Below are 26070 nucleotides of genomic sequence, written 5' to 3' on the forward strand. Positions count from 1 at the left end.
CACAGACTGAATTAATGGATCAGAAACGTACCCGGAAGCCGAGATCCGCACTGACCGGTGTTTCACTCTTATTGCCTTTCAGGTAATTGATTTCAGTATAGAATGCCGCCTGCGGCGTGATCTGTGCATCCAGTCCCAGACCGTATTTACCGGTGCTGCCGGAGAAATCGTTGCTGAAGGTATTGGCGCGGTTAATGGTCACATCATTCTCTTTGGTGAACTCATGAACCACTGCCAGGCGGGCATACGGTTTCAGCACGGCACTGCTGACATCAAATGAGGTGGAAATCAGTGTACCGGCTTCTCCCTGAAAACTGTCCGCACTGTGAATATCAGCACGCATACCGTTGCTTAACTGATAATCCGCGCTGCCGATCCGCGCATACTGCAGTTTGCCGTATGGCTGTACAGTCAGAGCCGGCAGTATTTCATAGTTAAATCCGCTTTCGATAGTGGCAGTAAAGGCATTCTGATGATAATCGCCACGGGCGGCACTGCCGTTTTTCATCCGGCCGTTATTACTGTTGTCCAGACGGTTGCCTTTGAGCATGGTATCTGCGTAGAAACCGCTGTCGTGCAGCCAGGTGGCGTAAAGGCCGCCATGCCAGCTTTCAACCGTACCGTTGCCATAATCAGAGGTGCTGACTTTGCTGTGGCTGAAGCCGGTGAATACACCAACCAGTACGGTGGAATCCTCCAGACGGAACGGTTTATCCACACCAATCTGCATACCGTCGAGTTTGTTTTTAAACGCGGTATCGTTTTTATCATTCAGACGGGTGTTATCATGCAGATAGCGGGTCCATAATCCGTAGCTGTGCTGCGGGTTACTGTAGTAATTCCCCAGACGCTGTTGCAGGGATACGGATTCCGCCTGTAATACCTGACGTGGTGCTGCCGCCATTGCCATAACGCCTCTGGCGCTGTAACTCAGGGCGTCTGAGCGTTTACCCTGTAAGTACCAGTCAGTGCTTTCGCCGGATTGTTTATTTTCTAATGTGTACCGGTAAGCACCCAGTTCAACCATTTCGTCATCGTTAGAGAGTTTAAATACCGCATCACCACTGTTGACGTGAACGACACTAAGGTCAGATGCATTTACCGGTTCTGAACCGGTATCACGAATATTAATCTTAAAATTACCGGTAGCGCGTTTGCTGACATTAATAAAGTCGCCCCAGCCATTTGCCAGCTCAGTAGCGAGCATAAAATCACCATGTCCGGATAATGTATCAATTTCAATGCGGTTAGGTTGGGCGGCCGGGTAATATGGAACGGTAATTAATTGTCCGCCCTGCATTTCCAGGGTATGGATTGTTGTTACTAATGGCTGACCGGGTCTATCCGGCGTTTTAGCAAAAATACTTTCATCAGCGTCATCGTCATATCCATCCGGAACATGCCAGACGGGTGCGACCTGTAATTCTCCGGCCAGACGAAGGTGACTGACTGATACATTACCGGACTTAACCGGATTATGTGTTGTTACATTAATATCTGTTGAATCATTATTATAGATATCGGCTTTGCCGCCTTTTTCTATCTCAAGCGTACCTGATGAAATACTATCAGGTCCGAAAGTCAGAACTGCACCATCTCTGATAGTGGCTGAGCCTGTCAGGGTTCCGCCGTCAATGAAGAGTTCACCACCTGATTCAACAATCGCACCAGCCATTGTCTGGCCTGTGTTAACGGTAATACTTTCTGTTTGTTTTATAATATTACTTTGGGTATCCGCCATTGTCCCGGCAGAATAGCCCGCAATAGCTGCTTCAATTAAACAAACTAACACTAATTTTTTCATGTGACTTCTGACCTGCTGATATCCGTGACGACAAGCATCACACTGAGAGAGAGTGAAAAAGAATAAACATTCTTATGGTTTTTACAGCCTGTTTGCCGGGTATTATGCAGGAAGTGCGGTAGTGATACATAAGTGAAATATAACAATGACGGATAAAGAGTGAGATATAGCGCAGCGGAGTTATATTATGGTTATTTAGGTTAGTGATGATTGAAAATAACGTCAAATGCGAAACAATTTAACGATACCAATGATTACTCAATGATATCGTTATGTTTTATGCCACACAGGCCGCAGGGCGGACACCCAGGGTATGGCAGATAGCGTAAGTCAGTTCCGCGCGGTTCAGGGTGTAGAAGTGGAAATCTTTCACGCCTTCACGGCTGAGCAGTTTCACCATCTCCATTGCTACGGAAGCCCCGACCAGCTTGCGGGATTCCGGGTCATCATCCAACCCTTCAAACATGGTACCGAGCCAGCCCGGGATGCGGACGTTAGTCATTCCGGCAAAGCGCTGTAACTGTTTAAAGTTAGAGACCGGCAGAATGCCCGGCACAATCTCCACATCAATTCCTGCCGCCGCGCAGCGGTCACGGAAACGCAGATAGGTACTGACATCAAAGAAAAACTGCGTGATAGCGCGGTCTGCGCCGGCATCAATTTTCTTTTTCAGGTTAATCAGATCCGATTGCGCGCTGCGTGCTTCCGGATGTACTTCCGGATAAGCGGCGACGGAAATATCAAAATCGGCGACCGATTTTAACAATCCGACCAGGTCAGCGGCATACATATCCGGTTTGCTGCTGCTGTCCGGCAAATCACCGCGCAGCGCCACAATATGGCGGATGCCGTTGTCCCAGTAATCTTTGGCGATGGTTTTCAGCTCATCACGGGTGGCATCAATACAGGTCAGGTGCGGAACAGCAATCAGCCCGGTTTTCTCTTTGATACTTTTAATCACGGAGTGAGTGCGATCCCGCTCGCCGGAGTTCGCCCCGTAAGTGACGGAAACAAATTTCGGTTTCAGCACACTGAGGCGTTCGATGGACTGCCACAGGGTTTTTTCCATTTCCGGTGTGCCCGGCGGAAAGAATTCAAAGGATACGGCCACACGACCGGCCAGTTCTGCCAGGTTCTGATTCAGTGCTTCGTGCTGGTCTATATGTAAAAAACTCATCGCTGCCCCCGCAGTTATCCATCCGTGATTATTTGAATGTCCATACGTTTAGACGTCTGGATGTAGATTACGGGATGAATTGGTTAAACGTCAACCACTAATTGTCACAGTGCGGGTGAGGGTTTCTCACGCACTGCATGAAAGATTGTCATGATGAGGGGAAAAGCGCGGACAGGCGGGCTGTCCGCTGAGAAGAATTATTCGGGAGTTTTGCAGCAGAAATGGGTGACAAGCTGAGTCAAAAGCTCGCGGGTCGGCTCAATAAAGCGGGTTTCGAGAAACTCATCCGGCTGATGCGCCTGTTCAATTGAACCCGGGCCAAGCACCAGGGTCGGGCACAGATCCTGAATAAACGGTGCTTCGGTGCAGTAATTTACGGTCTGCGCTTTTTCGCCGAGCAGATTTTCAATCACACCGACCATTTTATGATCCGTCGGGCAGGCGTAACCCGGGATCGGCGCATGCAGCTCCTCAATCGCCAGCCGTCCCGGCCAGCGCTGTTTCACCGGCTCCAGCGTGGTATTGAGCATGTCATCAATATCACTGAGGGTCATGCCCGGCAGCGGCCGGATATCCATATGTAATTCACAGCAGCCGCAGATACGGTTTGCTGCATCACCACCGTGAATATGACCGAAATTCATGGTCGGATACGGAATGACAAACGCCGGATTATTGAATTTTTCTTTCAGCTCGTTACGCAGCGACATCAGGTGAGTGATGGATTCATTCATCAGCTCAATCGCATTGACGCCGCGCTCCGGATCACTGGAGTGGCCGGACTGGCCGGTAATGCGGATAGCATTGGAGAGGTGGCCTTTGTGCGCCCGCACCGGCTGTAACGACGTGGGTTCGCCGATAATGGCAAAGGACGGGCGGATTGCTGCATTGGCGGCAAAATAGCGAGCCCCGGCCATGGTGGTCTCTTCATCTGCGGTGGCGAGGATATAGAGCGGGTGCTGCAAATCTTTCACACTGATATCGCGCAGCGCGTCGAGGATAAAAGCGAAAAAGCCCTTCATATCCGCTGTTCCCAGCCCGTACAGTTTGTTGTTTTGTTCAGTCAGGGTGAAGGGATCTTTGCTCCAGCGCCCTTCATCAAACGGAACGGTATCAGTGTGACCGCACAGCAGCAGACCGCCGTCACCATCCCCGAAACTGGCGAGCAGATTGAACTTGCCGCGTGTTTCCGGAACGGGTTGTACCTCGACATCAAACCCCAGGGTTTCAAACCAGGTCGCCAGCAGATTGATAACAGTTTCATTGCTCTGATCAGATTCCGCTTCCGTGGAACTGATGGAAGGTGCCGCGATGAGCTGACGATAAATCTCAATAAATGCAGGTAATTTAATATTCACTGTTGACAGCCTTTAGTCATAATAGTATCAATATTCATGCAGTTTATGTGAATAAAAATACATTGTTTGTGTTTCAGGTACAAGGTGAAGATAACTTATGTTGAAAACGCTGATTATCGGTGCCAGCGGATATACCGGAGCAGAGCTCGCGGCTTATATCCAACGCCATCCGCAGACGGAACTGACCGGCCTGATGGTATCCGCCAACAGTGCCGATGCCGGAAAATGCTTTTCGGATCTGCACCCGCAGTTCCGGGGCCTGGTGGATTTGCCGCTGGCGCCGCTGACAGACCCGGTCGCCGCTGCACAAAATACCGATGTGGTGTTCCTGGCCACCGCCCATGAAGTCAGCCATGACCTCGTCCCGGTTTTCCTCGCGGGGGGTTGCACGGTGTTTGATCTTTCAGGCGCTTACCGCGTTCAGCAGGATAATTTTTACCCACAATACTACGGATTTGAACACAAACATACCGGCTTATTGGCACAGGCGGTGTACGGCCTGGCGGAATGGCAGCATGACAACATCCGCACCGCGCAGCTGGTTGCGGTGCCGGGCTGTTATCCGACCGTCTCTCAGCTGGCACTGAAACCGCTGCTGGATAATGACTTACTGAATCTGACCCAATGGCCGGTGATTAATGCCACCAGCGGTGTGAGCGGCGCGGGGCGTAAAGCCGCGCTGAATAACAGTTTTTGTGAGGTGAGTCTGCAACCCTACGGGCTGTTTACTCACCGGCATCAGCCGGAAATTGCCGCGCATCTCGGCACGCCGGTGATTTTTACCCCGCATCTCGGCAACTTTAAACGCGGGATCCTGGCAACTATTACCTGCAGACTGAAAAGCGGCGTTACCGCAGAGCAGATCAGCGCGGCCTATCACAAGGCCTATGACGACAAACCGCTGGTGCGGGTGTATGACCGCGGCGTACCGGCACTGAATGCCGTTGTTGGTCAGCCGTTCTGCGATCTGGGCTTTGCCGTGCAGGGAGAGCATCTGATTGTCGTCGGTGCAGAGGATAATCTGCTCAAAGGTGCGGCGGCTCAGGCGGTTCAGTGCATGAATATTCGTTTTGGCTTTAATGAAACGCTGTCCCTGCTGCCACAGTAAGCAGACAGCCCGGCTCACTTTTTTATCTGACGGAAAACAGAAATGGAACCATTAGTCATCAAATTAGGCGGTGTGTTACTGGACAGCGAAGAAGCTCTCGGGCGTTTATTCACCGCACTGGCCGCATACCGGGCGTCAAATGACCGCCGCATCGTCATCGTTCACGGCGGCGGGTGCGTGGTGGATGAACTGATGGCGAAATTACAGTTACCGGTGGTGAAAAAGCAGGGACTGCGGGTCACGCCGGCGGATCAGATAGACATTATCACCGGGGCGCTGGCGGGCAGTGCCAACAAAACATTGCTGGCGTGGGCGACCCGTTATCAGCTTAACGGCACCGGTTTGTGTCTCGGGGATGGTCAGAGTGTCAAAGTCACGTCATTAAGTGACGAACTGGGCCATGTCGGCAAAGCGGCACCGGGCAACCCGGCTCTGCTGAATCTGTTACTGAACAACGGTTTTCTGCCGGTCATCAGCTCCATCGGTATCACGGAAGACGGGCTGCTGATGAATGTGAATGCGGATCAGGCGGCCACCGCCATTGCGGAAACGCTGGGCGCGGATCTGGTCCTGCTGTCGGATGTCAGCGGCATCCTGGACGGCAAAGGCCAGAAAATCAAAGCACTCGATGGTGTACATGCACAGAAACTGATCGACGACGGCATTATCACCGACGGCATGATTGTAAAAGTGAATGCGGCGCTGGAAGCTGCGGCCACACTGGGACGGCCGGTGGATATCGCCTCCTGGCGTCATGCGGATCAACTGCATTTATTATTTGATGGCGAAGCCATCGGCACGCGGATTTCCGCGTAATCCGGATTATCAGCACATTGACAGAATCACTCCGCAGCGGCGGATAACATTTACTGAAAGGACAGGGTTATGACAGAGGCAAAAAAAACAGGCATTAAAAAAATCGTACTGGCTTACTCCGGTGGTCTGGATACATCGGCGATTATTCCGTGGCTGAAAGAGCACTATGATAACTGCGAAGTGGTGGCGTTTGTCGCCAATATCGGCCAGAGCGCGGAAGATCTCGATGGTGTTGAGCAGAAAGCACTGAACTCCGGGGCATCTTCCTGCTATGTCGTCGATCTGCGCGAAGAATTTATCAAAGATTTTGTTTATCCGGTGCTGAAAAGCGGTGCACTGTATGAAGGTAAATATCTGCTGGGCACCTCGATGGCGCGGCCGATTATCGCCAAAGCCCAGGTGGAGCTGGCACTGAAAGTCGGTGCGGATGCCCTGGCACACGGTGCAACCGGCAAAGGGAATGACCAGGTGCGTTTTGAGGGCACCTACACCGCCCTGGCACCACAGCTGAAAGTCATTGCGCCATGGCGTGAGTGGGATCTGCGTTCCCGTGAGGCGCTGCTGGATTACCTGAAAGTCCGTAATATCCCGACCACCGCGTCCCTGGAAAAAATCTACAGCCGTGACGAAAACGCATGGCATATCTCCACCGAAGGCGGCGTACTGGAAAGCCCGTGGAATCAGTCCAATGCGGATTGCTGGGTATGGACCGCCGATCCGCAGGAAGCGCCGGATCAGCCGGAACTGGTCACTGTCACCATTAAGGCCGGTGAAGTCACCGGGGTGAACGGCAAAGCGCTGTCTCCGTATAACTGCCTGAATGCCCTGAATGAACTGGGTGCGAAACACGGTATCGGCCGGATCGATATTATTGAAAACCGGCTGGTGGGGATGAAATCGCGCGGTTGTTATGAAACCCCGGGGGGCACCATCATGATGGCGGCACTGCGCGGACTGGAAGAGATCATCCTCGACCGTGACAGCTTCAAATGGCGTCAGCAGATTGGCCTGGAAATGTCCTATGTGGTGTATGACGGACGCTGGTTTGCCCCGCTGCGTAAATCCATTCAGGCAGCGGCGGATTCCCTGGCGGAAGAGGTCAGCGGTGAAGTGGTGCTGAAACTCTATAAAGGACAGGTCACGGCGATCCAGAAACAATCCGTCAACAGCCTCTATTCCGAAGAGTTCGCCACGTTCGGCGAAGATGACGTGTACGACCACAGCCATGCGGGCGGCTTTATCCGTCTGTATTCACTCTCCTCGCGGATCCGTGCACTGAAAGCGCAGAAATAACCGGCGGGAGACAGGGAGATTACGCACAGGGATGTGTATCAGACTGATTTATCATTAAAAACAGAAAGGGAAAAAGTATGGCACTGTGGGGCGGACGCTTCAGTCAGGAAGCAGATCAACGGTTCAAACAATTCAACGACTCGCTGAGATTCGACTATCGTCTGGCGGAGCAGGATATCACCGGCTCTGTGGCCTGGTCGAAAGCACTGGTGACGGTCAATGTGCTGACCGCACAGGAGCAGGCGGCGCTGGAGCAGGCACTGAATGAGCTGCTGGCGGAAGTGCAGGCCGACCCGCGTGCCATTCTGCGTAGTGATGCGGAAGATATCCACAGTTGGGTGGAAGGCAAACTGATCGGCAAAGTCGGTGATCTGGGAAAAAAACTCCACACCGGACGCAGCCGTAACGACCAGGTGGCAACCGATTTAAAACTGTGGTGCAAAGAGGCGGTCAGTCAGATCCTCGCGGCATTACAGGAATTACAGCAGGCGCTGGTGCTGACGGCGGAGCAGAATCAGGATGCGGTGATGCCGGGTTACACCCACTTGCAGCGGGCACAGCCGGTGACATTTGCTCACTGGTGCCTGGCGTACAGTGAAATGCTGGCACGGGATGAAAGCCGTGTCCGCGATGCCCTGGCGCGTTTTGATTACAGCCCGCTCGGTTCGGGCGCACTGGCCGGAACCGCGTATGCCATCGACCGGGAACAACTGGCCGGCTGGCTGGGATTCGCCGGTGCGACCCGTAACAGTCTCGACAGTGTGTCTGATCGTGACCATGTGCTGGAACTGCTCAGTGATGCGGCGATCAGCATGGTGCATCTCTCCCGTTTTGCTGAAGATATGATTTTCTTCAACAGCGGCGAAGCGGCATTTATTGAATTATCTGACCGCGTCACCTCCGGCTCTTCCCTGATGCCGCAGAAAAAGAACCCGGATGCCCTTGAGCTTATCCGTGGTAAATGCGGCCGGGTGCAGGGGGCACTGACCGGTATGATGATGACCCTCAAAGGTCTGCCGCTCGCCTATAACAAGGATATGCAGGAAGACAAAGAAGGGCTGTTTGATGCACTCGACAGCTGGCTGGACTGCCTGCATATGGCGGCTCTGGTGCTGGAAGGCATTCAGGTAAAACGCCCGCGCTGCGAGGAAGCGGCCAAACAGGGTTATGCCAACGCGACAGAACTGGCGGATTACCTGGTGGCAAAAGGTGTTCCGTTCCGCGAGGCGCACCATATTGTCGGCGAAGTGGTGGTCGGCGCGATAGCAAAAGGCGTGGCACTGGAAGAAATACCGCTGACAGAATTGCAGGAATTCAGTCCGGTGATTGCCCTGGATGTGTATGACATCCTGTCACTTCAGTCCTGTCTGGAAAAACGCTGCGCGAAAGGCGGTGTTTCACCGGAGCAGGTGGCTGCGGCCATCAGTGAAGCCAAAACCCGGCTGAAACTGGTGTAACATAATGCATTGTCCCCGGATCACGCTCTGTTCCCCGTGATCCGGGGTTTTTATTTATTATCATCAGTATATTTTTTGCATATAACGCGAAGGCCATATTTCAGCTGGTGATACATTCAGGAAATCCGCAATAATCTTTTCGCCTTTCGGCCAGCGCCGGGCAAGGGCATTATTCAGTGTCGATGGCCGTAATCCGGCATTACGCGACAGTGCCGACAATGATGTTCCTCTTTTTTTGATGGCGGCAATAATATCCGCCGGATGCCAGTCTTGTGCTTTATTCATATTTATTCCTTTATTAATTAATCTGACTAAATTTAGTGAGTATTTAATATCATGCTAATTAGTAATGTTAGTTCTGAAATTAAAGGGTAAGTTAAATTATAAATTTTAAAATACGGGTAAATTGAGGGGTTGAAATTTCATTTCACTATGCTAAACATTAAAGTGATTCAACGTGAATACACTTGCACAGGGAATAATATGAATATTCAAAGTATCGCAATGGAAGAATTATGTAATAATCTGACAAATGATTTTTCTCAATATTTTGACTGGAATGATATGGGGATTAATTATTCCAGAATTAATCTTTCTGAAAAATCCGTCAATGTATTGTCCAGTGACTATGACTGGTTACTGACATTCTGGGGGGATGATATGGATTTACGTATCGGGGAACGCCTGAGTGCAGGAATGCAGTACTGGAGTAACTACAGTGATGAATACAGAGCGGTTTTACGAAAAGGGAAAAATAGTCAGTTCAAAGTGGATTTCTGTACGAAGCACGGTGATTTATTTGAGATTGTGTCCATCAATTCAGGAAAAAAATTATCTGTCGCGGATATGATGACCATCTATAAATGGAAACCAGTTATTTCTGATTACGCAGACAGACTCTGGCAGAAAAAAGAAGAATTGATTTTGCCATTACGGGCAGAAATAAATAAATCTGATAATGAAAGTGATCGGATAAATAATGACTCTGCTGATATTTTAGATATCCACCAATATATGCGTTTCGGCAATATCCGTTTTACCCGCAAAGAAATCCTCACCATCCGGTTATTATTATCTCACCGTAAAGTAAAAGAAATCAGTGCAGTGCAGGGATGTTCGGAAGCATCGGAGCATAAACGTATTCAGCGGATAAAAGAAAAACTGGGCTGCCCGCATGCCTCGTCCGGCGGGGTATTTAATGCGCTGAAAGAAAACGGGATCACACTGGCGTGTCTGGATACGCTGGTAAGTCTGCCGTAAGCCATCTGTATAAATAACAAAATAACAGAACGGGCTGCCGGGTAGCCCGTCTTTTTATCAGGATCAAAGGGAACTGAGAATGAAATGGAGATACCGGCTGGGAGCCGTGGCAGGGAATGCACTGGAGTATTACGATATCGCGGTTTTTGCGGCAATCTCCGTATATCTCAGTGCTGAGCTTGAAAGACTGGGCTATGAATCAGCGACCGAAATGGTCTGGGGAATATTTGCGCTGCGTTTTCTGGCACGTCCGATCGGCGGCTATATTATCGGGCGCTATGCGGACAGGGCAGGGAAAAAGGCGGCATTGGTTTTAACCAGCCAGATTACCGGCGTTGCGACATTATGTATGGCGCTGTTACCCGTTCATTTGCTGGGCTCTTATACACCGATTGCGATTCTGTTGCTGCAGATGGTGTTGTCTTTCAGCTTTGCCGGAGAAAATCCGTCGCTGATGACATATTTATTCAGTGATGCAAAGAAAAACGAATATGCCAGGATTTCCGCTCTGATTGTCGGCAGTTCTGTTACCGGCGTTATTGTGTCTCTCGGGTTGGTGCTGGCACTGGAAAATATGCTCACACCGGAGATGATGCAAACTGTCGGCTGGCGGATCCCGCTGCTGGTCGGGGTGCTCAATATTATTATGAGTTTCTGGTTCCGCACCAGGTTACCGGCACTGCCGGTACAATCTGTTATCACAAAGCGTGTTGACGGCCTGCGGGCATTACTGATTTTCCTGATGACCGTGCCGGGATCTGCGGTATTCTATTCATATAATATGTCCTCTTCACTTGTACGGGATCATATCGGGGCGGAATCCCTGAAAAGCAGTTATGCGATTTTTTCATCCTGTTTATATCTGTGCTGTATTCTGACCTGCGGGTGGCTGACCGATAAATACAGCTCGGCAGAAAAAGTGTTTAAAAGCGCGTCAGCGGCACTGGTCATTTTTTCTGTCCCGCTTTATTTCTTACTCAGCAGCGAACAAACCGGCCTGGTCATTACCGCTCAGTTAATCCTGACCATTAATGCATCCTGCATCTCCTGCACACTGGCATCGGTGATTGCCGGTATTTCCCGTGGTCACACCACCACCTTAAGTCTGGGATATAACCTGGCATCCACCCTGATCGGCGGATTTACTCCGTTAATTATCGGCTGGCTGGTGTCATACGACCTGACATATGCCGGGGTGTATATTGCGGCCTCCGGTCTGACCGTCGCACTTTCTTACCGGTTAATGCGGAATAGTGATGTGAAGGCATATGCTTACCGGTAACGCTATAGATTTTCTGTCTGTTCCCGTCCTGCGATTTAAGCTCGACTAACAATGCAGTTGCGTTATGATAGTTATCAATTGATTTTATCTATTAATCGCAGACGGAGACACAGGCATGAATATCCGGGATTTGGAATATCTGGTGGCACTTTCTGAGCATAATCACTTTCGCCGGGCGGCAGATGCCTGTCATGTCAGCCAGCCGACACTGAGCGGACAGATCCGCAAGCTCGAGGATGAACTGGGTGTGATGCTGCTGGAGCGGACCAGCCGCAAAGTCCTGTTTACCCAGCAGGGAATGCTGCTGGTGGATCAGGCCCGGACCATTCTGCGGGAAGTGAAAATCCTTGAGGAAATGGCATCCCTTCAGGGGGAAAGCATGGCGGGGCCGCTGCATATCGGGCTGATCCCGACTATCGCCCCGTATCTGCTGCCGCATATCATTCCGGAACTGCACCGGTTGTGGCCGAAGCTCGAAATGTATCTGCACGAAGCCCAGACCCATCAGCTGCTGGCGCAGCTGGACAGCGGGAAACTCGACTGCGCAATTCTGGCGCGGGTAAAAGAAACCGGCAGCTTTATTGAAGAGCCGCTGTTTAATGAGCCGATGAAACTGGCGATTTATGATGAACACCCGTGGGCATCCCGCCAGGAAGTGGAAATGCATGAACTGGCCGGGGAAAAACTGCTGATGCTGGAAGACGGGCACTGTCTGCGTGATCAGGCGATGGGGTTCTGTTTCCAGGCCGGCGCGCGGGAAGATACCCACTTCCGGGCGACGAGTATGGAAACCCTGCGCAATATGGTGGCGGCAGGCAGCGGTATCACGTTACTGCCGGATCTGGCGATTCCGCCGGAGCACAAACGCGACGGCGTGTGTTACCTCTCCTGCACCAATCCGGAGCCTTTCCGTGAAGTGATCCTGGTTTACCGTCCGGGGTCGCCGCTGCGCCGCCGTTACAGCCAGCTGGCAGAGGCTATCAGTGCAAAAATGTGTGCTTATTACCAGCAGGAGCCTGCTGCTTAAAATAAGCGGTTAAGTCCGTTCAGTGCGGCAACCCGGTAGGCCTCCGCCATTGTCGGGTAGTTGAAGGTGGTATTGACGAAATAATCGATGGTATTACCTTCACCTTTCTGTTCCATAATTGCCTGGCCGATATGGATAATCTCAGCCGCACGTTCGCCGAAGCAGTGGATCCCCAGAATCTGCCGGGTTTCGCGGTGGAACAGGATTTTCAGGCTGCCTGCATCCAGCCCGGCGATTTGCGCCCGTGCCAGATGTTTGAACTGCGCCCGGCCCACTTCATACGGGATCTTCATCGCCGTCAGCTGCTGCTCTGTTTTACCGACCGAGCTGATTTCCGGAATGGTGTAAATCCCGGTCGGGATATCCTCAATCAGATGCAGCGGGGCATCGCCGTCATGGGTGATAGCACGGGCGGCAATCCGCCCCTGGTCATAGGCCGCTGAGGCGAGGCTCGGGTAGCCGATAACATCCCCGACCGCATAAATCGCCGGATTGCTGGTCTGGTAGGTATCATTGACACTGATGAGACCGCGGCTGTCAGCAGTGATCCCGACATGCTCAAGACCGAGGTTATCCGTGTTACCGGTGCGGCCGTTGGCAAAGAGCAGGCAGTCGGCCTTCACTTTTTTCCCGGAGCGGAAGTGAATAATCACACCGTCATCTGTGCCCTCAATCCGCTCATACTCTTCATTCTGGCGGATAACCACGCCGTTGTTCCAGAAATGATAGGTGAGAGCGTCCGACATCTCCTGGTCGAGAAACGCCAGCAGACGGTCGCGGGTGTTGATCAGATCCACCTTCACACTCAGACCTCGGAAAATAGAGGCATATTCACAGCCGATAACCCCGGCGCCATAAATGATGACATGGCGCGGTTCGTGTGTCAGTGACAGAATAGTGTCGCTGTTATAGATACGGGAGTGGCTGAAATCCACATCGGGCGGGCAGTACGGGCGTGAGCCGGTGGCGATAACCACATTATCTGCGCGAAGAATATCGCAGCTTCCGTCACTGTAACGCACACGGACATCACCCTCTTCGGTAAATTTAGCTTCGCCGCAGAACATGGTACAGCCGTTGCGCTCGTAAAAGCCGCGCCGCATACCGGTTTGCTGGGTAATCACCCGCCCGGCATGCGCCAGAATTTCAGAAAATGAAGATTTCAGAATCCGGGAGTTATCACTGTACAGCGGATTCTGGTTAAATTCGATAATACGGCTGACGGCGTGGCGCAGTGCTTTGGAAGGAATCGTTCCCCAGTGGGTACAGCCGCCGCCGACGTCGTTATAACGCTCAATCACGGCAACCCGTTTTCCCTGCTTCACAAGTCCCATTGCCACACCTTCGCCACCCGGGCCGGAGCCGATGACAATGGCGTCAAACTGGTTCTGTTGCATATGAGAAGTAACCTGTTTATACATAAGTTAACAACATCATCTTAACATCAGATGGAAAATCAGCCTATGATTAGTAAGGTTTACAGGTCACACTTCGGAAAATCTTTTTTTCAGGAATTTCACCGGCCATAAGCTAATCATCACTGAAAAAAGTATTAAGTTTGTTATATTGATCCGTCTGAATAAATTGAGAGTCTGAATTCCGTGAGTAACGTGATTGGTGTAAGAGCAAAACAAAAAGAAAAAACCCGCCGGGCCCTGATTGAAGCTGCCTTCAGTCAGCTCAGCGCCGAGCGCAGTTTCACCAGTCTGAGTCTGCGTGAGGTTGCCCGTGAAGCCGGGATCGCCCCGACCTCTTTTTATCGTCATTTCAAAGATGTGGATGAGCTGGGGCTGACGATGGTGGATGAGAGCGGGCTGATGCTGCGCCAGCTGATGCGTCAGGCGCGTCAGCGTATCGCCAAAGGCGGGAGTGTGATCCGGACATCAGTTGCGACATTTATGGAGTTTATCGGTAATAACCCCAACGCTTTCAGGTTATTATTGCGTGAGCGCTCCGGCACATCCGCGGAATTCCGTGCGGCGGTCGCACGGGAAATCCAGCATTTTATTGCAGAACTGGCAGACTATCTGGAACTGGAAAGTAAAATGCCGCGTCAGTTTACTGAATTGCAGGCAGAATCGATGGTGACCATCGTTTTCAGCGCCGGTGCGGAAGCACTGGATATTGATTTGGAAAAGCGGGCGCACCTGGAAGAGCGGCTGGTATTACAGCTGCGGATGATCGCCAGAGGCGCGTATTACTGGTACCGCCGCGAACAAGAGAAAATGCATGACCCCGATTACAACACCCCATTAATCTAGCACTTATCACCAAGGAGAACGTTATGACGGAACAACATCGCCGTGACAAAGGAACCTTACTGCTCGCGTTTATTGTCGGGCTTTCAGTACACGGTACTTTTTCAGCACTTTTTAATTCCGCAGTCCATTTTTCGGTTTTTCCGGTTCTGGCATTGTGCCTTGCGGTCTATTGTTTCCATCAGCGTTACCTCAACCAGATGCTGCCGGAAGGCATGCCGAAACTGGTGACCGGGACGTTCTTCCTGGGTCTGTTCTCCTATAACGCCCTGATGCGCGCAGAATATCCGGAAGCCGGATCAAACTACTTTTCTGCCGTCTTTATTGTGATTATTGCTTTGTGGCTCTACCGGGCGATGAAACAGCGCCGTGCCACCGGGCAGGATGAAGTGACAGAGTAATTGCGGTAACTTACTGAATATACCCCCGGTGGCAACCCGCTGCCGGGGGTTTTTTTGTGTCTGCTTTATTGTTCCGGCCGGACAATTCCCAGGCAGACCGCTTCTTCTTTTGCGCCCGGCTGTGACTGATAGACCACCTGTTTACGCTTCGCGATAACCAGATCCGGCCAGTCTTCCTGGGCACCGGTAAACGGTTCGTCCGCACAGGTCTGGTTTATTTTGCCGATCAGCAGAGCACCGTGACGGCGGATATCATCACGGGTGACATGCAGATTATAAATATTGGTTGCCCGGTAATCATGGCCAAACTCATTGATCCACGGCTGAAGTGTTTCCGGCAGATGTTTACCGTAAAACGTTACCCATTCATGCAGGTATTCCCCGCCGGTGTATTTCAGTGGTTTTCCGGTTTCCTGCTCCCACCAGCTTTCCGCCTCCGCAGTAAAGGTTTTCAGCCCGATATTTTTTTGCCCGGCATCGCGGATATTGAGGCTCATCACTGCGGCATAGCCTGTGATAACGATAACCGCAAAGACTATCAGCCCGTTCATCACGTTTTTCAGCGGTTTTACCGGCGGTGTGACCACAGAGCAGATCAGTGCCGGAATGCACAGCAGAACAAAAGGTTGCAGCCACTCGGTAATACGTCCGCCTTTATGGAAGGTGAACCAGATATAAATTACAGCGAGCGGTGCCAGAATCATGATATTGATAAGCCGTTTTGCCTGTTCTTCCGGCCAGCCGAAACAGCCGCCTTTCAGGCGGATAATGACGGCGATAATGATCAGCGGATAGAACACCGTAAACAGTGAACCGGTGGTTTTCAGGGTCAGGCCGGTTTTAATCTGTGAATCGACCCATTTAAAGGCGGCAAAATCATTATTTACCAGCCAGATAACATTCGGGACGACCAGTGCAAACCAGATGGCTATCGCAGCATAAAACCAGGGGGAACGGTAACTTTCCCGCGCTTTCGGCACAAACAGGGTGAAGAGAAAGACCATCCCGACGAGTGCGAGCGTGGAATATTTCCCCATGGTCGCCAGCCCGGATGTCAGTGCAAAACCAATCCACCAGGCGGGATTGTCATAAACGGCGCGGACAAAAAAGTACAGCATCCACGGCCAGAAGGTGACCAGGATATAGTTATCATTATAAGGGATTAAATCGAAATTAATGATCCCGGACAGATTCAGTGACAACAGTGCCAGCCAGGCGTAATCAGAACGCTGTGTGAGGCGGTGTGTCAGATACCATACCCCGCACATACCAATGCCGATGCCGGTAAAATGAATAAAATACCAGTAAAAATCGGCGGCAATCAGATCAGGGAAGGCGATGACCGGGTACATCAGCATACCGACCAGCCACGGATTTTTCGGTGCACCCCATTCACCGGTTTTGCCCCAGTTCAGGGCTTCCACGGCATCGTAGGGCACCGTCGGATCCAATCCGTAGCTGACAATAATCCAGAGCGTGACATAAGCAGCGACCCAAAACCAGACAGGCCGGTGCGACGTTTGTTGTGAAAAGTGCATAATTCTATATCTTGGTTAAAATAATAGCTGTGTTCATTATTCACCCGGAGGCGAAATGATGGATCGTTTTGACGGAAATCAGGGTAAACTAGCCGCCAGCGAATCATTGTCATGGCTGCGGGCAGCCCGGAAGCCATGAATATAGTTTTGTACTGTTCATTTACGTGGTAAATGTTAACACAAATTAATCAGTTATTTTTAAGCGAGTAAGGTATATGGCCGCTATTTCAAAAAAACCATCCCGGTCACGGACACCAAAGAAAAGCCGTGAGGAGCTCAACGCGGAAGGCCGTGAACGCAAACGGCAGAAAAAACACCGCGGTAATCCGTCCGGTGCCCGTCAGCAGGATGATGCCCGCAAGACCGGCCGTGGTGCGGAGAATGCGGTTGCTGACCCGCGTATCGGCAGTAAAAAACCGGTTCCGCTGTTTGCGGAAGGTAAAACCTCCGTCAAACCGGCGGTAAAAAAACCGGCTGAGCCGGTCAAAGCCAGACTGTCTCCTGAAGAGGAGCTGGCAAAACTCGAGAACGACGAGCGTCTCGATGCACTGCTGCTGCGCCTTGAGAACAACGAAACCCTGACCGCAGAAGAAAACACCTACGTTGATACCATGCTGGAGCGTATCGATGCGCTGATGGAAAAACTCGGTATTTCTCTTGATGAAGATGATGATGAAGAGAAAACCGACGACATCATGCAACTGCTGAAAGGGCGCTGATCCTCAGTTATTTTGCTGAAACCGGCGGTACTGCATCAAAACCGGCGTAACGGGCGACTGTTATGCCGGTTTTCTTATTTTAAGCCTACGTGTTTGCCGTGTTGCCTGCCTTAACAGAGGATTAAATACCGTCCGGGCGGCGGTTATCTGCAATATCAGCGCTGTTTTTCTGTGACAGTCATGGCAGATATCTTACTGAGAATAATAAATAATTCTGAAGAATAATACAGGATTATGCTGATACGGTTCTCCGGGAGATTCCAATGAGTAATACACAACGTCAGCCGCATGATCACAGCCGCTTTATCCGCTGCCTTGGCTGGGTGGCAACCTTTACGGCATTCTGTATGTATGTCTCCTATATTCCTCAGATCATGGATAATCTGGCGGGGCATAAAACATCACCGTTACAGCCGCTGGCTGCTGCATTTAACTGTACGCTCTGGGTGATTTACGGCATTAAAGTGAAAGATTTGCCGGTTGCTGTCGCCAATGCCCCCGGTGTCCTGTTCGGATTAGCGGCAATGCTGACCGCCTTATAGCGATCTGCCTGATTATCCGTCTGTGGCACGATCATATTAATCGGGCGGCAGATCCGATAAACTGTGCGGCACACAAAACCGTCAGAGAACGGAAATACATTAATTCTGCAATGGTGAGGCAAAGGGGAGAGCATGTCTGACGCGATCATCTGGGATCTGGCATTGATCCGGAAATATAACTATTCCGGTCCGCGATACACCTCGTATCCGACCGCACTGGAATTTAATCAGCAGTACAGTGACAGTGATTTTATCGCCTCAGCAAACCGCTATCCGGAGCGCCCGCTGTCGTTATATGTGCATATCCCGTTCTGCCATAAATTATGTTACTTCTGCGGCTGTAATAAATTAGTTACCCGGCAGAAGCATAAGGCGGATGAATACCTGGCTGTGCTGGAGAAAGAAATCGCCGCCCGTGCCCCGTTGTTTGCCGGACGCGAAGTGCATCAGATGCACTGGGGCGGCGGTACGCCGACCTATCTCGATAAAGCGCAGATCAGCCGTCTGACCGGCATGCTGCGTCAGCATTTCCGCTTTGCGCCGGATGCCGAGCTTTCCATTGAAATCGATCCGCGTGAAATAGAGCTGGATGTTATCGACCATCTGCGGGCGGAAGGATTTAACCGCCTGAGCATGGGGGTGCAGGATTTCAACAAAGAAGTGCAGCGCCTGGTCAACCGCGAGCAGGATGAAGCCACGATTTTTGCGCTGGTGGAGCGTGCCCGTGCAACCGGGTTTGAATCCGTCAGTATCGACCTGATTTACGGGCTGCCGAAACAGACCCCGGAGAGCTTTGCCTTTACCCTGAAACGGGTGGCGGAATTGTCACCGGATCGCCTGAGTGTCTTTAACTATGCCCATCTGCCGAACCTGTTTGCCGCCCAGCGGAAAATCAAAGATGAAGATCTGCCTTCCGCAGAGCAGAAACTGACGATTTTACAGCAGACGATTGAAAATCTGACCGGCAGCGGTTATCAGTTTATCGGGATGGATCACTTCGCCAAACCGGATGATGAGCTGGCGATCGCCCAGAATAACGGCATCCTGCACCGTAATTTCCAGGGGTACACCACCCATGAGGAGTGCGATTTGCTGGGCTTTGGTGTCTCTGCGATCAGCATGCTGGGTGACCACTATGCCCAGAACCAGAAAGACCTGAAAACCTGGTATGCACAGGTGGAAGAGCGCGGCAACGGGTTGTGCCGTGGTCTGGTGCTGACGGAGGAAGACTGCCTGCGCCGCGATGTGATTAAGGCGCTGATCTGCAACTTCCGGCTGGATTATGCGCAGATTGAAAAGCAGTATAACCTGAATTTTAAAACCCATTTCGCCGAAGATCTGCAATTATTGCAGCCAATGGCGGATGACGGACTGGTTGAGATCCGTGACGATGCTTTGGTGGTCACACCGCGCGGACGGCTGCTTATCCGTAATATCTGTATGTGTTTTGATACTTATCTGCGCAACCAGATGCGTCAGCGTCAGTTCTCCCGCGTAATTTAATCTGTTTCCGGGGTTGATGCGGTGTCATCAATCCCGGCATCTTTCAGTTTCCGCGTCAGCGTATTGCGCCCCCAGCCCAGCAGACGGGCGGCATCCTGCTTGTGTCCGTTGCTGTAATTCAGTGCGCACTGCAGCAGGGTACGTTCAAACAGCGGCAGAGCATCCGCCAGCAGATCGGTTTTCCCGGCCCGTAACTGTGCATCCGCCCACTGCGCCAGCTGCTGATCCCAGTTGCCGGCTGCCGGATTATGGCTGTGCTCGCTGCGGATATGTTCTCCGGCGGCAGTCATAGTCAGGTCGGCAGGCAGATCCTGCGGCAGCACTTCCTGGGTGGCGGACATCACGGTCAGCCAGCGGCAGACGTTTTCCAGCTGACGGACGTTACCGGACCACGGCAGCTGCATCAGCAGCGCTTCGGTATCCGGATGCAGGGTTTTCGCTTCTGTTCCCAGCTCTTTTGCGGTTTTCTGCAGAAAATGACGTGTCAGACGCGGAATATCTCCCGGCCGTTCCCGCAGCGGCGGCAGCTGCATGCGGATAACATTCAGGCGGTGAAACAGGTCTTCACGGAATTTACCTTCCGCCACCAGCCGTTCCAGATCCTGATGAGTGGCGGCAATAATCCTCACATCCACTTTCACCGGCGCGTAACCGCCGACGCGGTAAAACTGGCCTTCCGCCAGCACACGCAGCAGCCGGGTCTGAATATCGAGCGGCATATCGCCGATTTCATCAAGAAACAGCGAGCCGCCGTCCGCCTGCTCAAAACGCCCCTGCCGTACCTGTGATGCCCCGGTAAATGCCCCTTTTTCATGGCCGAAGAGTTCCGATTCAATTAAATCTTTCGGGATCGCCGCCATATTGAGGGCAATAAACGGCGCATCCGCCCGCGGGCTGTGATGGTGCAAAGCATGCGCCACCAGCTCTTTCCCGGTCCCGGATTCGCCGTTAATCAGCACACTGATGGAGGAGCGGGATAACCGGCCTATCACCCGGTACACCTCCTGCATGGCGGCGGATTCACCGATGATGCCGGACACCGGATCGGCTGCTGCCTCCTGCCGTACCGGCAGATGCTGCTCGCGGTAATGTTCGAGGGCGCGGGCGACCAGCGTGACGGCATCATCAATATCAAAGGGTTTCGGCAGATAATCAAACGCGCCCTTCTGGTAAGCATTCACGGCCGCATCCAGATCGGAATGGGCGGTCATAATAATCACCGGCAGTAACGGGTTATGCTGTTTGACCGCTGCCAGCAGAGACAGGCCGTCCATGCCCGGCATCCGGATATCGGAGATCAGAACGTCCGGCTGTCCGCTGTTCAGGGCCGCAAGGACATTTTCAGCACTGTCAAAACAGACACAGGTATAACCGGCGCTGCTCAGTGCGCGCTCAAGCACCCAGCGGATCGCGCTGTCATCATCAACGACCCAGATTTTTCCCGGCTGCATATGACCTCCTCAACAGGCTTACTGACGGATTGGCAGATAAAGTGAAAATAAGGTGTGACCCGGCCAGCTGCTGAATTCAATTTTGCCGTTATGCTGATCGATAAGATTGCGGGCAATGGATAAACCCAGCCCGGAGCCGCCTTCACGACCGCTGACCATCGGGTAGAACAGGGTATCCAGGATATGCGGCGGAATACCCGGGCCATTGTCCTCAATATCAATCCTGGCGGCCAGCCGGTAGCGTTCACCGTGCAGCATTACCTGGAATGCGGTGCGGGTGCGCAGAATAATGGTGCCGCCGGCGCTGTGCAGGGCTTCCAGGGCATTGCGCATAATATTGAGGATAACCTGCTCGATCTGGTCGGGATAATGCGACAGCTCCGGCAAACTGGGGTCATAGTCTTTGACCAGCGTGATATTGTCCGGCTTTTCCAGATTGATGAGCTGAAAAACCCGCTCTGCCACATGGTGAATACTCTGCAGGCTTTTCTGCCCCGGATGCTGGGGGCCGAGAAGGCGATCAACCAGTGCCCGCAGGCGATCGGCCTGTTCGATAATCACCTGTGTGTATTCCTGAAGTGCCGGATCCGGCAGCGCGCGGGATAACAACTGTGCGGCACCGCGCAACCCGCCGAGCGGATTTTTGATTTCGTGCGCCAGTCCGCGCACCAGATCACGGGCGGCGGCCTGTTGCGCCTGTTGTAATTGTTCCTGGGTAATGCGCCGGTGACTGTCGAGCGGTGTCAGTTCGAGCAGAATAAAATCGCCGGATACCGGCTGGGCACTCAGCGAAAGAGCGTGCATCTGGTTATTCACCACCAGGGTCACATCGTTGTCAGTAAAGCTGTGGCCTTCTGCCAGTGTGGCCTGCAATGTGGCGGTATCGAGGGAAAGGTAGCTGTATAAAATAGGGAGCGGTGTGCCGGTGAGTTTACGGGCACTCTGGGCGAATAACTGCATGGCCGACTGATTGGCGTAACGGATAATCAAATCATTATCCAGCAGCAGGACACAGTTGATCAGTGAATCAAGGAGCTGCTCTGCCTGCGGTTTGTTATCCGGGTTCATTGTTATCCACCTCTTTGCACCAATTTGGTGCATTGTAGCGTATTTACCCCGCAGGAGAAAAGGACCCGCCCAACGGCGGGTCAAGTGCTTCACGGCAACAAAATAAACCGGAACCTGTCACTCTGAGTGCCGCCAAACAGCGGCACTATCAGAATCACACGCTGTAATACATATCAAATTCAACCGGATGCGGAGTCATATTCAGGCGCTGAACATCGGCGCGCAGCAGGTCGATATAGGTGTTAATCGCATCTTCGGTAAACACACCGCCGCGTACCAGGAACTCATGATCCGCTGCCAGCGCATCCAGTGCATCGCCCAGAGACGGTGCGACAGTCGGGATTTCTTTCGCTTCTTCCGGCGGCAGGTCATACAGGTTTTTATCCATGGCATCGCCCGGATGAATTTTATTGATGATACCGTCCAGACCGGCCATCAGCTGAGCGGCAAAGGCCAGATACGGGTTAGCTGCCGGGTCCGGGAAGCGGACTTCAATACGGCGGGCTTTCGCGCTGGACACAATCGGAATACGGATTGAGGCCGAACGGTTACGTGCGGAGTAAGCCAGCATGACCGGTGCTTCATAGCCCGGCACCAGACGTTTGTAAGAGTTGGTGGTCGGGTTGGTAAAGGCATTCAGGGCACGGGCGTGTTTGATGATCCCGCCGATGTAATAGAGCGCCATTTCTGACAGACCGGCATATTTATCCCCGGAGAACAGGTTAACGCCGTCTTTTGACAGGGACATATGGCAGTGCATACCGGAGCCGTTATCGCCGACCAGCGGTTTTGGCATAAAGGTCGCGGTTTTGCCGTAGCGGTGCGCCACATTCTGCACCACATATTTGTACATCTGGGTTTCGTCCGCTTTCAGCGTCATGGTATTGAAACGGGTGGCGATTTCGTTCTGGCCGGCAGTACCGACTTCGTGGTGATGCGCTTCAACGACCAGACCCATCTCTTCCATGACCAGACACATTTCAGAACGCAGATCCTGTGAGGAATCGACCGGCGGCAGCGGGAAGTAACCGCCTTTCACGCGCGGACGGTGGCCTTTGTTGCCTTCCGGATAGACAGTACCGGTGTTCCAGGCAGCTTCAATATCGTTGATATGATAGTAAGCACCGGAGATATCGGCACCGAAACGGATGTCATCAAACAGGAAAAACTCAGGTTCAGGCCCGAACAGGACGGTATCCGCAATACCGCTGGTGCGCAGGAAATCTTCGGCACGTTTGGCGATAGAACGCGGGTCACGGTCATAACCCTGCATGGTGTTCGGCTCTAACACATCACAGCGCAGAACCAGTGTCGGGACTTCAAAGAACGGGTCGATCAGGGCGGATTCCGCAATCGGCATCAGTACCATGTCAGATTCGTTGATGCCTTTCCAGCCGGCCATTGAGGAACCGTCAAACATTTTTCCGTCTTCGAAGAAATCTTCATCTACCTGATGAGCAGGGATCGATACATGCTGTTCCTTGCCTTTGGTATCGGTAAAGCGTAAGTCCACGAATTTAACGTTGTACTCTTCCATCATGGTCAATACATGTTCAACAGACATATTCAGATCTCCTGGTTTGGGATGTTCCGTCAATCCTCTGGTGGTCACCCGGAGGGACACTGATTGCGGTTCTCACATTGCTTGATAAACATAAAGCGAAAAGCGTGCCAACTTTTTTAAAAGGGGGTAAACCGCGTTACAGCGGCGGGTTACTCAGATAAGGATAACGGAAACGGGGTAAATTGCACCATATTGGTGCATTTCTGATTCGACTTGCGGATCCGGGATGCACTGTTATGGTGCAATGAAATCAGTGCACTGTTTCCCGGCCACAAACGCAAAAAAAGTATCTCTTTTATCCTGAATAGGTTTATGATATGCCCCTCTGAATTCGTCGCTGAGCGTGGTATGCGCCGCTGATTTTGTAAAAAAATGGCAGGATGAATTTTATCTCTATGTTTTATAATCATTTATTTTTTAAGTGAGATGTATCACACTTCTTTCACTTGCCTCAGAGAACGTGTAAAATACCACCAAACATCTACACCATAGATGGGCGTTGTTGAAAAGAATGCTATCTGTGACGTAATTCCCATCCATTAACGAAAACGGTACAAGTCTTTGTCTATCGAGAAATTAAGAAATATTGCCATCATCGCTCACGTTGACCATGGCAAGACCACGCTGGTCGATAAATTATTACAGCAGTCCGGTACGTTTGATGAGCGTTCAAAACCGGAAGAGCGTGTAATGGACTCCGGCGATCTGGAAAGAGAGCGCGGCATTACTATTCTGGCAAAAAATACCGCGATTACGTGGAACGACTATCACATCAACATCGTTGACACCCCGGGGCACGCCGATTTCGGTGGTGAAGTAGAACGTGTGATGTCCATGGTTGACAGCGTACTGCTGCTGGTAGATGCGATGGACGGTCCTATGCCGCAGACCCGCTTTGTAACGCAGAAAGCGTTTGCAAACGGTCTGAAACCAATCGTCGTTATCAACAAAATTGACCGCCCGGGCGCGCGTCCTGACTGGGTTATCGACCAGGTATTTGACCTGTTTGACAACCTCGGCGCAACTGACGAGCAGCTCGACTTCCCGATCATTTACGCATCTGCGCTGAATGGTATTGCGGGTACCGATTATAACGATATGGCGGATGACATGACCCCGCTGTATGAAGCGATCGTAAAATATGTTGAGCCGCCTCAGGTTGACCTCGACGGCCCGTTCCAGATGCAGATCTCCCAGCTCGATTACAACAACTATTTAGGTGTTATCGGGATTGGCCGCATCAAGCGCGGTAAAGTCAAACCAAACCAGCAGGTTACTGTTATTGATGCGGAAGGTAAAACCCGCAACGGTAAAATCGGTAAGGTTCTCGGACATTTAGGTCTGGATCGTATCGAAGCGGAAGTTGCTGAAGCCGGTGATATCATCGCGCTGACTGGTCTGGGTGAACTGAATATCTCAGATACTATCTGTGACACCAACTGTGTTGAAGCATTAAAACCACTGGCCGTTGATGAACCAACCGTCAGCATGTATTTCTGCGTTAACACCTCACCATTCTGCGGTAAAGAAGGGAAATATGTGACTTCCCGTCAGATCCTTGACCGTCTGAAGAAAGAGCTGGTTCACAACGTGGCACTGCGCGTTGAAGAAACTGAAGACCCGGACGCATTCCGTGTGTCAGGCCGTGGTGAACTGCACTTATCTGTTCTGATCGAAAACATGCGCCGTGAAGGTTTTGAGCTGGCGGTATCCCGTCCGCGCGTTATCTTCCGCGACATCGACGGCCGAAAACAGGAGCCGTTCGAGCAGGTGACTCTGGATATCGAAGAGCAGCACCAGGGTGATGTGATGATGGCACTGGGTGAGCGTAAAGGCGAACTGCGTGACATGATGCCGGATGGCAAAGGCCGCGTACGTCTGGATTACAGCATCCCGAGCCGTGGTCTGATCGGTTTCCGTACTGAATTCATGACTATGACTTCCGGTACCGGTTTACTGTATGCCACATTCAGTCACTATGATGATGTTAAACAGGGTGAAATCGGCCGTCGTCAGAACGGTGTGATGATTTCCAACGGTCAGGGTAAAGCAGTTGCTTACGCACTGTACAGCCTGCAGGATCGCGGTAAGCTGTTTGTCGGTCACGGTACTGAAGTGTATGAAGGCCAGCTGATCGGTATTCACTCACGTTCAAACGACCTGACAGTTAACTGCCTGACCGGTAAGAAACTGACCAACATGCGTGCATCCGGTACTGATGAAGCGACCACACTGACTCCGTTTATCGAGAAAACCCTGGAACAGGCGTTAGAATTTATCGATGATGACGAATTAGTGGAAGTAACGCCGAAGTCTATCCGTCTGCGTAAACGCCACCTGACTGAAAACGACCGCAAACGCGCATACCGCAGCAAAGATTAATCTCTGCCGGTTGTTTTGATTCATGCCACTCAGGGCGCCTCCGGGCGCCCTGAGCTTTTTGT

22 protein-coding genes are annotated in these 26070 nt (G+C 51.9%); 13 read left to right on the forward strand and 9 right to left on the reverse strand.

All coding sequences use genetic code 11. The annotated features are described in order from the left end of the window. Positions 1–19 precede the first annotated feature (19 nt). From AB7038_RS11990 to argE, 3 genes are all read right to left on the reverse strand, one after another. On the reverse strand, positions 20–1804 hold the full coding sequence (locus AB7038_RS11990; protein ID WP_369453388.1) for an autotransporter outer membrane beta-barrel domain-containing protein: 1785 nt from the start codon (positions 1802–1804) through the stop codon (positions 20–22). Between the two features lie 277 nt (positions 1805–2081). Further along, positions 2082–2981 (reverse strand): methylenetetrahydrofolate reductase, encoded by a 900-nt coding sequence (gene metF, locus AB7038_RS11995; RefSeq protein ID WP_072871468.1) that lies wholly within the window; start codon positions 2979–2981, stop codon positions 2082–2084. Positions 2982–3178: 197 nt separating this feature from the next. Further along, positions 3179–4339, reverse strand: coding sequence for an acetylornithine deacetylase (gene argE / locus AB7038_RS12000; RefSeq protein ID WP_369453389.1), 1161 nt, complete (start codon positions 4337–4339; stop codon positions 3179–3181). Positions 4340–4436: 97 nt separating this feature from the next. Here argE and argC point away from each other — a divergent pair, with 97 nt between their 5' ends. From argC to argH, 4 genes are all read left to right on the forward strand, one after another. Next, the gene (argC, locus tag AB7038_RS12005) at positions 4437–5447 is read left to right on the forward strand and encodes an N-acetyl-gamma-glutamyl-phosphate reductase (RefSeq protein WP_369453390.1); all 1011 of its coding nucleotides are present in this window, start codon (positions 4437–4439) and stop codon (positions 5445–5447) included. Positions 5448–5489: 42 nt separating this feature from the next. Then, entirely contained in the window at positions 5490–6263 is a 774-nt protein-coding gene (gene argB, locus AB7038_RS12010) for an acetylglutamate kinase (protein ID WP_368889516.1), read from the forward strand. A 69-nt stretch (positions 6264–6332) separates the two neighbouring features. Beyond that, positions 6333–7556: an argininosuccinate synthase gene (locus AB7038_RS12015; protein WP_369453391.1), complete on the forward strand. Its 1224-nt coding sequence runs from the start codon at positions 6333–6335 to the stop codon at positions 7554–7556. Positions 7557–7633: 77 nt separating this feature from the next. Next, positions 7634–9013, forward strand: a complete 1380-nt coding sequence (gene argH, locus AB7038_RS12020) for an argininosuccinate lyase (RefSeq protein ID WP_368889515.1) — start codon at positions 7634–7636, stop codon at positions 9011–9013. 63 nt (positions 9014–9076) lie between these two features. Here the strand turns inward: argH and AB7038_RS12025 are convergent, their stop codons facing one another. Continuing rightward, positions 9077–9298, reverse strand: a complete 222-nt coding sequence (locus tag AB7038_RS12025) for a helix-turn-helix domain-containing protein (RefSeq protein WP_072871459.1) — start codon at positions 9296–9298, stop codon at positions 9077–9079. Positions 9299–9496: 198 nt separating this feature from the next. Here AB7038_RS12025 and AB7038_RS12030 point away from each other — a divergent pair, with 198 nt between their 5' ends. The 3 genes from AB7038_RS12030 to oxyR all read left to right on the forward strand — a co-directional run bounded on the left by AB7038_RS12030 (position 9497) and on the right by oxyR (position 12582). Next, positions 9497–10273 (forward strand): helix-turn-helix transcriptional regulator, encoded by a 777-nt coding sequence (locus AB7038_RS12030; RefSeq protein WP_369453392.1) that lies wholly within the window; start codon positions 9497–9499, stop codon positions 10271–10273. A gap of 79 nt (positions 10274–10352) precedes the next feature. Beyond that, positions 10353–11555, forward strand: coding sequence for an MFS transporter (locus AB7038_RS12035; protein ID WP_369453393.1), 1203 nt, complete (start codon positions 10353–10355; stop codon positions 11553–11555). 115 nt (positions 11556–11670) lie between these two features. After that, on the forward strand, positions 11671–12582 hold the full coding sequence (gene oxyR, locus AB7038_RS12040; protein ID WP_369453394.1) for a DNA-binding transcriptional regulator OxyR: 912 nt from the start codon (positions 11671–11673) through the stop codon (positions 12580–12582). On the opposite strand, the gene sthA is transcribed toward oxyR, so the two are convergent. Continuing rightward, positions 12579–13979: a Si-specific NAD(P)(+) transhydrogenase gene (gene sthA / locus AB7038_RS12045; protein ID WP_369453395.1), complete on the reverse strand. Its 1401-nt coding sequence runs from the start codon at positions 13977–13979 to the stop codon at positions 12579–12581. The genes oxyR and sthA overlap by 4 nt on opposite strands. 204 nt (positions 13980–14183) lie before the next feature. Here sthA and fabR point away from each other — a divergent pair, with 204 nt between their 5' ends. Together fabR and AB7038_RS12055 are read left to right on the forward strand one after the other, a co-directional pair. Further along, positions 14184–14843 (forward strand): HTH-type transcriptional repressor FabR, encoded by a 660-nt coding sequence (gene fabR / locus AB7038_RS12050; RefSeq protein ID WP_024473636.1) that lies wholly within the window; start codon positions 14184–14186, stop codon positions 14841–14843. 23 nt (positions 14844–14866) lie between these two features. Then, positions 14867–15241 (forward strand): YijD family membrane protein, encoded by a 375-nt coding sequence (locus AB7038_RS12055; protein WP_004236587.1) that lies wholly within the window; start codon positions 14867–14869, stop codon positions 15239–15241. A 65-nt stretch (positions 15242–15306) separates the two neighbouring features. Here AB7038_RS12055 and AB7038_RS12060 read toward each other — a convergent pair whose 3' ends face one another. Further along, positions 15307–16779, reverse strand: a complete 1473-nt coding sequence (locus AB7038_RS12060) for a glycosyltransferase family 39 protein (protein WP_368889510.1) — start codon at positions 16777–16779, stop codon at positions 15307–15309. 215 nt (positions 16780–16994) lie between these two features. Here AB7038_RS12060 and yihI point away from each other — a divergent pair, with 215 nt between their 5' ends. The 3 genes from yihI to hemN all read left to right on the forward strand — a co-directional run bounded on the left by yihI (position 16995) and on the right by hemN (position 19543). Then, positions 16995–17498: a Der GTPase-activating protein YihI gene (gene yihI, locus AB7038_RS12065; RefSeq protein ID WP_072871450.1), complete on the forward strand. Its 504-nt coding sequence runs from the start codon at positions 16995–16997 to the stop codon at positions 17496–17498. Between the two features lie 263 nt (positions 17499–17761). Continuing rightward, positions 17762–18040, forward strand: a complete 279-nt coding sequence (locus AB7038_RS12070) for a SemiSWEET family transporter (RefSeq protein ID WP_046895005.1) — start codon at positions 17762–17764, stop codon at positions 18038–18040. A gap of 132 nt (positions 18041–18172) precedes the next feature. Continuing rightward, positions 18173–19543: an oxygen-independent coproporphyrinogen III oxidase gene (gene hemN / locus AB7038_RS12075; protein WP_368889508.1), complete on the forward strand. Its 1371-nt coding sequence runs from the start codon at positions 18173–18175 to the stop codon at positions 19541–19543. Here hemN and glnG read toward each other — a convergent pair. The 3 genes from glnG to glnA all read right to left on the reverse strand — a co-directional run bounded on the left by glnG (position 19540) and on the right by glnA (position 23626). Then, positions 19540–20994: a nitrogen regulation protein NR(I) gene (gene glnG / locus AB7038_RS12080; RefSeq protein WP_368889507.1), complete on the reverse strand. Its 1455-nt coding sequence runs from the start codon at positions 20992–20994 to the stop codon at positions 19540–19542. The genes hemN and glnG overlap by 4 nt on opposite strands. A gap of 18 nt (positions 20995–21012) precedes the next feature. Then, complete coding sequence (gene glnL, locus AB7038_RS12085; RefSeq protein ID WP_186702239.1) at positions 21013–22062, reverse strand: nitrogen regulation protein NR(II); 1050 nt, start codon at positions 22060–22062, stop codon at positions 21013–21015. Between the two features lie 154 nt (positions 22063–22216). Beyond that, positions 22217–23626, reverse strand: a complete 1410-nt coding sequence (gene glnA / locus AB7038_RS12090; protein WP_004236580.1) for a glutamate--ammonia ligase — start codon at positions 23624–23626, stop codon at positions 22217–22219. A gap of 561 nt (positions 23627–24187) precedes the next feature. On the opposite strand from glnA, the gene typA reads away from it, so the two are divergent. Beyond that, positions 24188–26008, forward strand: a complete 1821-nt coding sequence (typA, locus tag AB7038_RS12095) for a ribosome-dependent GTPase TypA (protein WP_368889505.1) — start codon at positions 24188–24190, stop codon at positions 26006–26008. The last annotated feature ends 62 nt before the right edge of the window (positions 26009–26070 follow it).

The organism is Morganella morganii (assembly GCF_041099235.1).
GTDB classification, from domain to species: Bacteria; Pseudomonadota; Gammaproteobacteria; order Enterobacterales; family Enterobacteriaceae; genus Morganella; species Morganella morganii_E.

Coding starts and splice junctions, on each gene's coding strand:
- AB7038_RS11990 (WP_369453388.1), bottom strand. CDS start 1,804: ATGAAAAAATTAGTGTTAGTTTGTTTAATTGAAGCAGCTATTGCGGGC.
- metF (WP_072871468.1), bottom strand. CDS start 2,981: ATGAGTTTTTTACATATAGACCAGCACGAAGCACTGAATCAGAACCTG.
- argC (WP_369453390.1), top strand. CDS start 4,437: ATGTTGAAAACGCTGATTATCGGTGCCAGCGGATATACCGGAGCAGAG.
- argB (WP_368889516.1), top strand. CDS start 5,490: ATGGAACCATTAGTCATCAAATTAGGCGGTGTGTTACTGGACAGCGAA.
- AB7038_RS12015 (WP_369453391.1), top strand. CDS start 6,333: ATGACAGAGGCAAAAAAAACAGGCATTAAAAAAATCGTACTGGCTTAC.
- argH (WP_368889515.1), top strand. CDS start 7,634: ATGGCACTGTGGGGCGGACGCTTCAGTCAGGAAGCAGATCAACGGTTC.
- AB7038_RS12025 (WP_072871459.1), bottom strand. CDS start 9,298: ATGAATAAAGCACAAGACTGGCATCCGGCGGATATTATTGCCGCCATC.
- AB7038_RS12030 (WP_369453392.1), top strand. CDS start 9,497: ATGAATATTCAAAGTATCGCAATGGAAGAATTATGTAATAATCTGACA.
- AB7038_RS12035 (WP_369453393.1), top strand. CDS start 10,353: ATGAAATGGAGATACCGGCTGGGAGCCGTGGCAGGGAATGCACTGGAG.
- oxyR (WP_369453394.1), top strand. CDS start 11,671: ATGAATATCCGGGATTTGGAATATCTGGTGGCACTTTCTGAGCATAAT.
- sthA (WP_369453395.1), bottom strand. CDS start 13,979: ATGCAACAGAACCAGTTTGACGCCATTGTCATCGGCTCCGGCCCGGGT.
- AB7038_RS12055 (WP_004236587.1), top strand. CDS start 14,867: ATGACGGAACAACATCGCCGTGACAAAGGAACCTTACTGCTCGCGTTT.
- AB7038_RS12060 (WP_368889510.1), bottom strand. CDS start 16,779: ATGCACTTTTCACAACAAACGTCGCACCGGCCTGTCTGGTTTTGGGTC.
- yihI (WP_072871450.1), top strand. CDS start 16,995: ATGGCCGCTATTTCAAAAAAACCATCCCGGTCACGGACACCAAAGAAA.
- AB7038_RS12070 (WP_046895005.1), top strand. CDS start 17,762: ATGAGTAATACACAACGTCAGCCGCATGATCACAGCCGCTTTATCCGC.
- hemN (WP_368889508.1), top strand. CDS start 18,173: ATGTCTGACGCGATCATCTGGGATCTGGCATTGATCCGGAAATATAAC.
- glnG (WP_368889507.1), bottom strand. CDS start 20,994: ATGCAGCCGGGAAAAATCTGGGTCGTTGATGATGACAGCGCGATCCGC.
- glnL (WP_186702239.1), bottom strand. CDS start 22,062: ATGAACCCGGATAACAAACCGCAGGCAGAGCAGCTCCTTGATTCACTG.
- glnA (WP_004236580.1), bottom strand. CDS start 23,626: ATGTCTGTTGAACATGTATTGACCATGATGGAAGAGTACAACGTTAAA.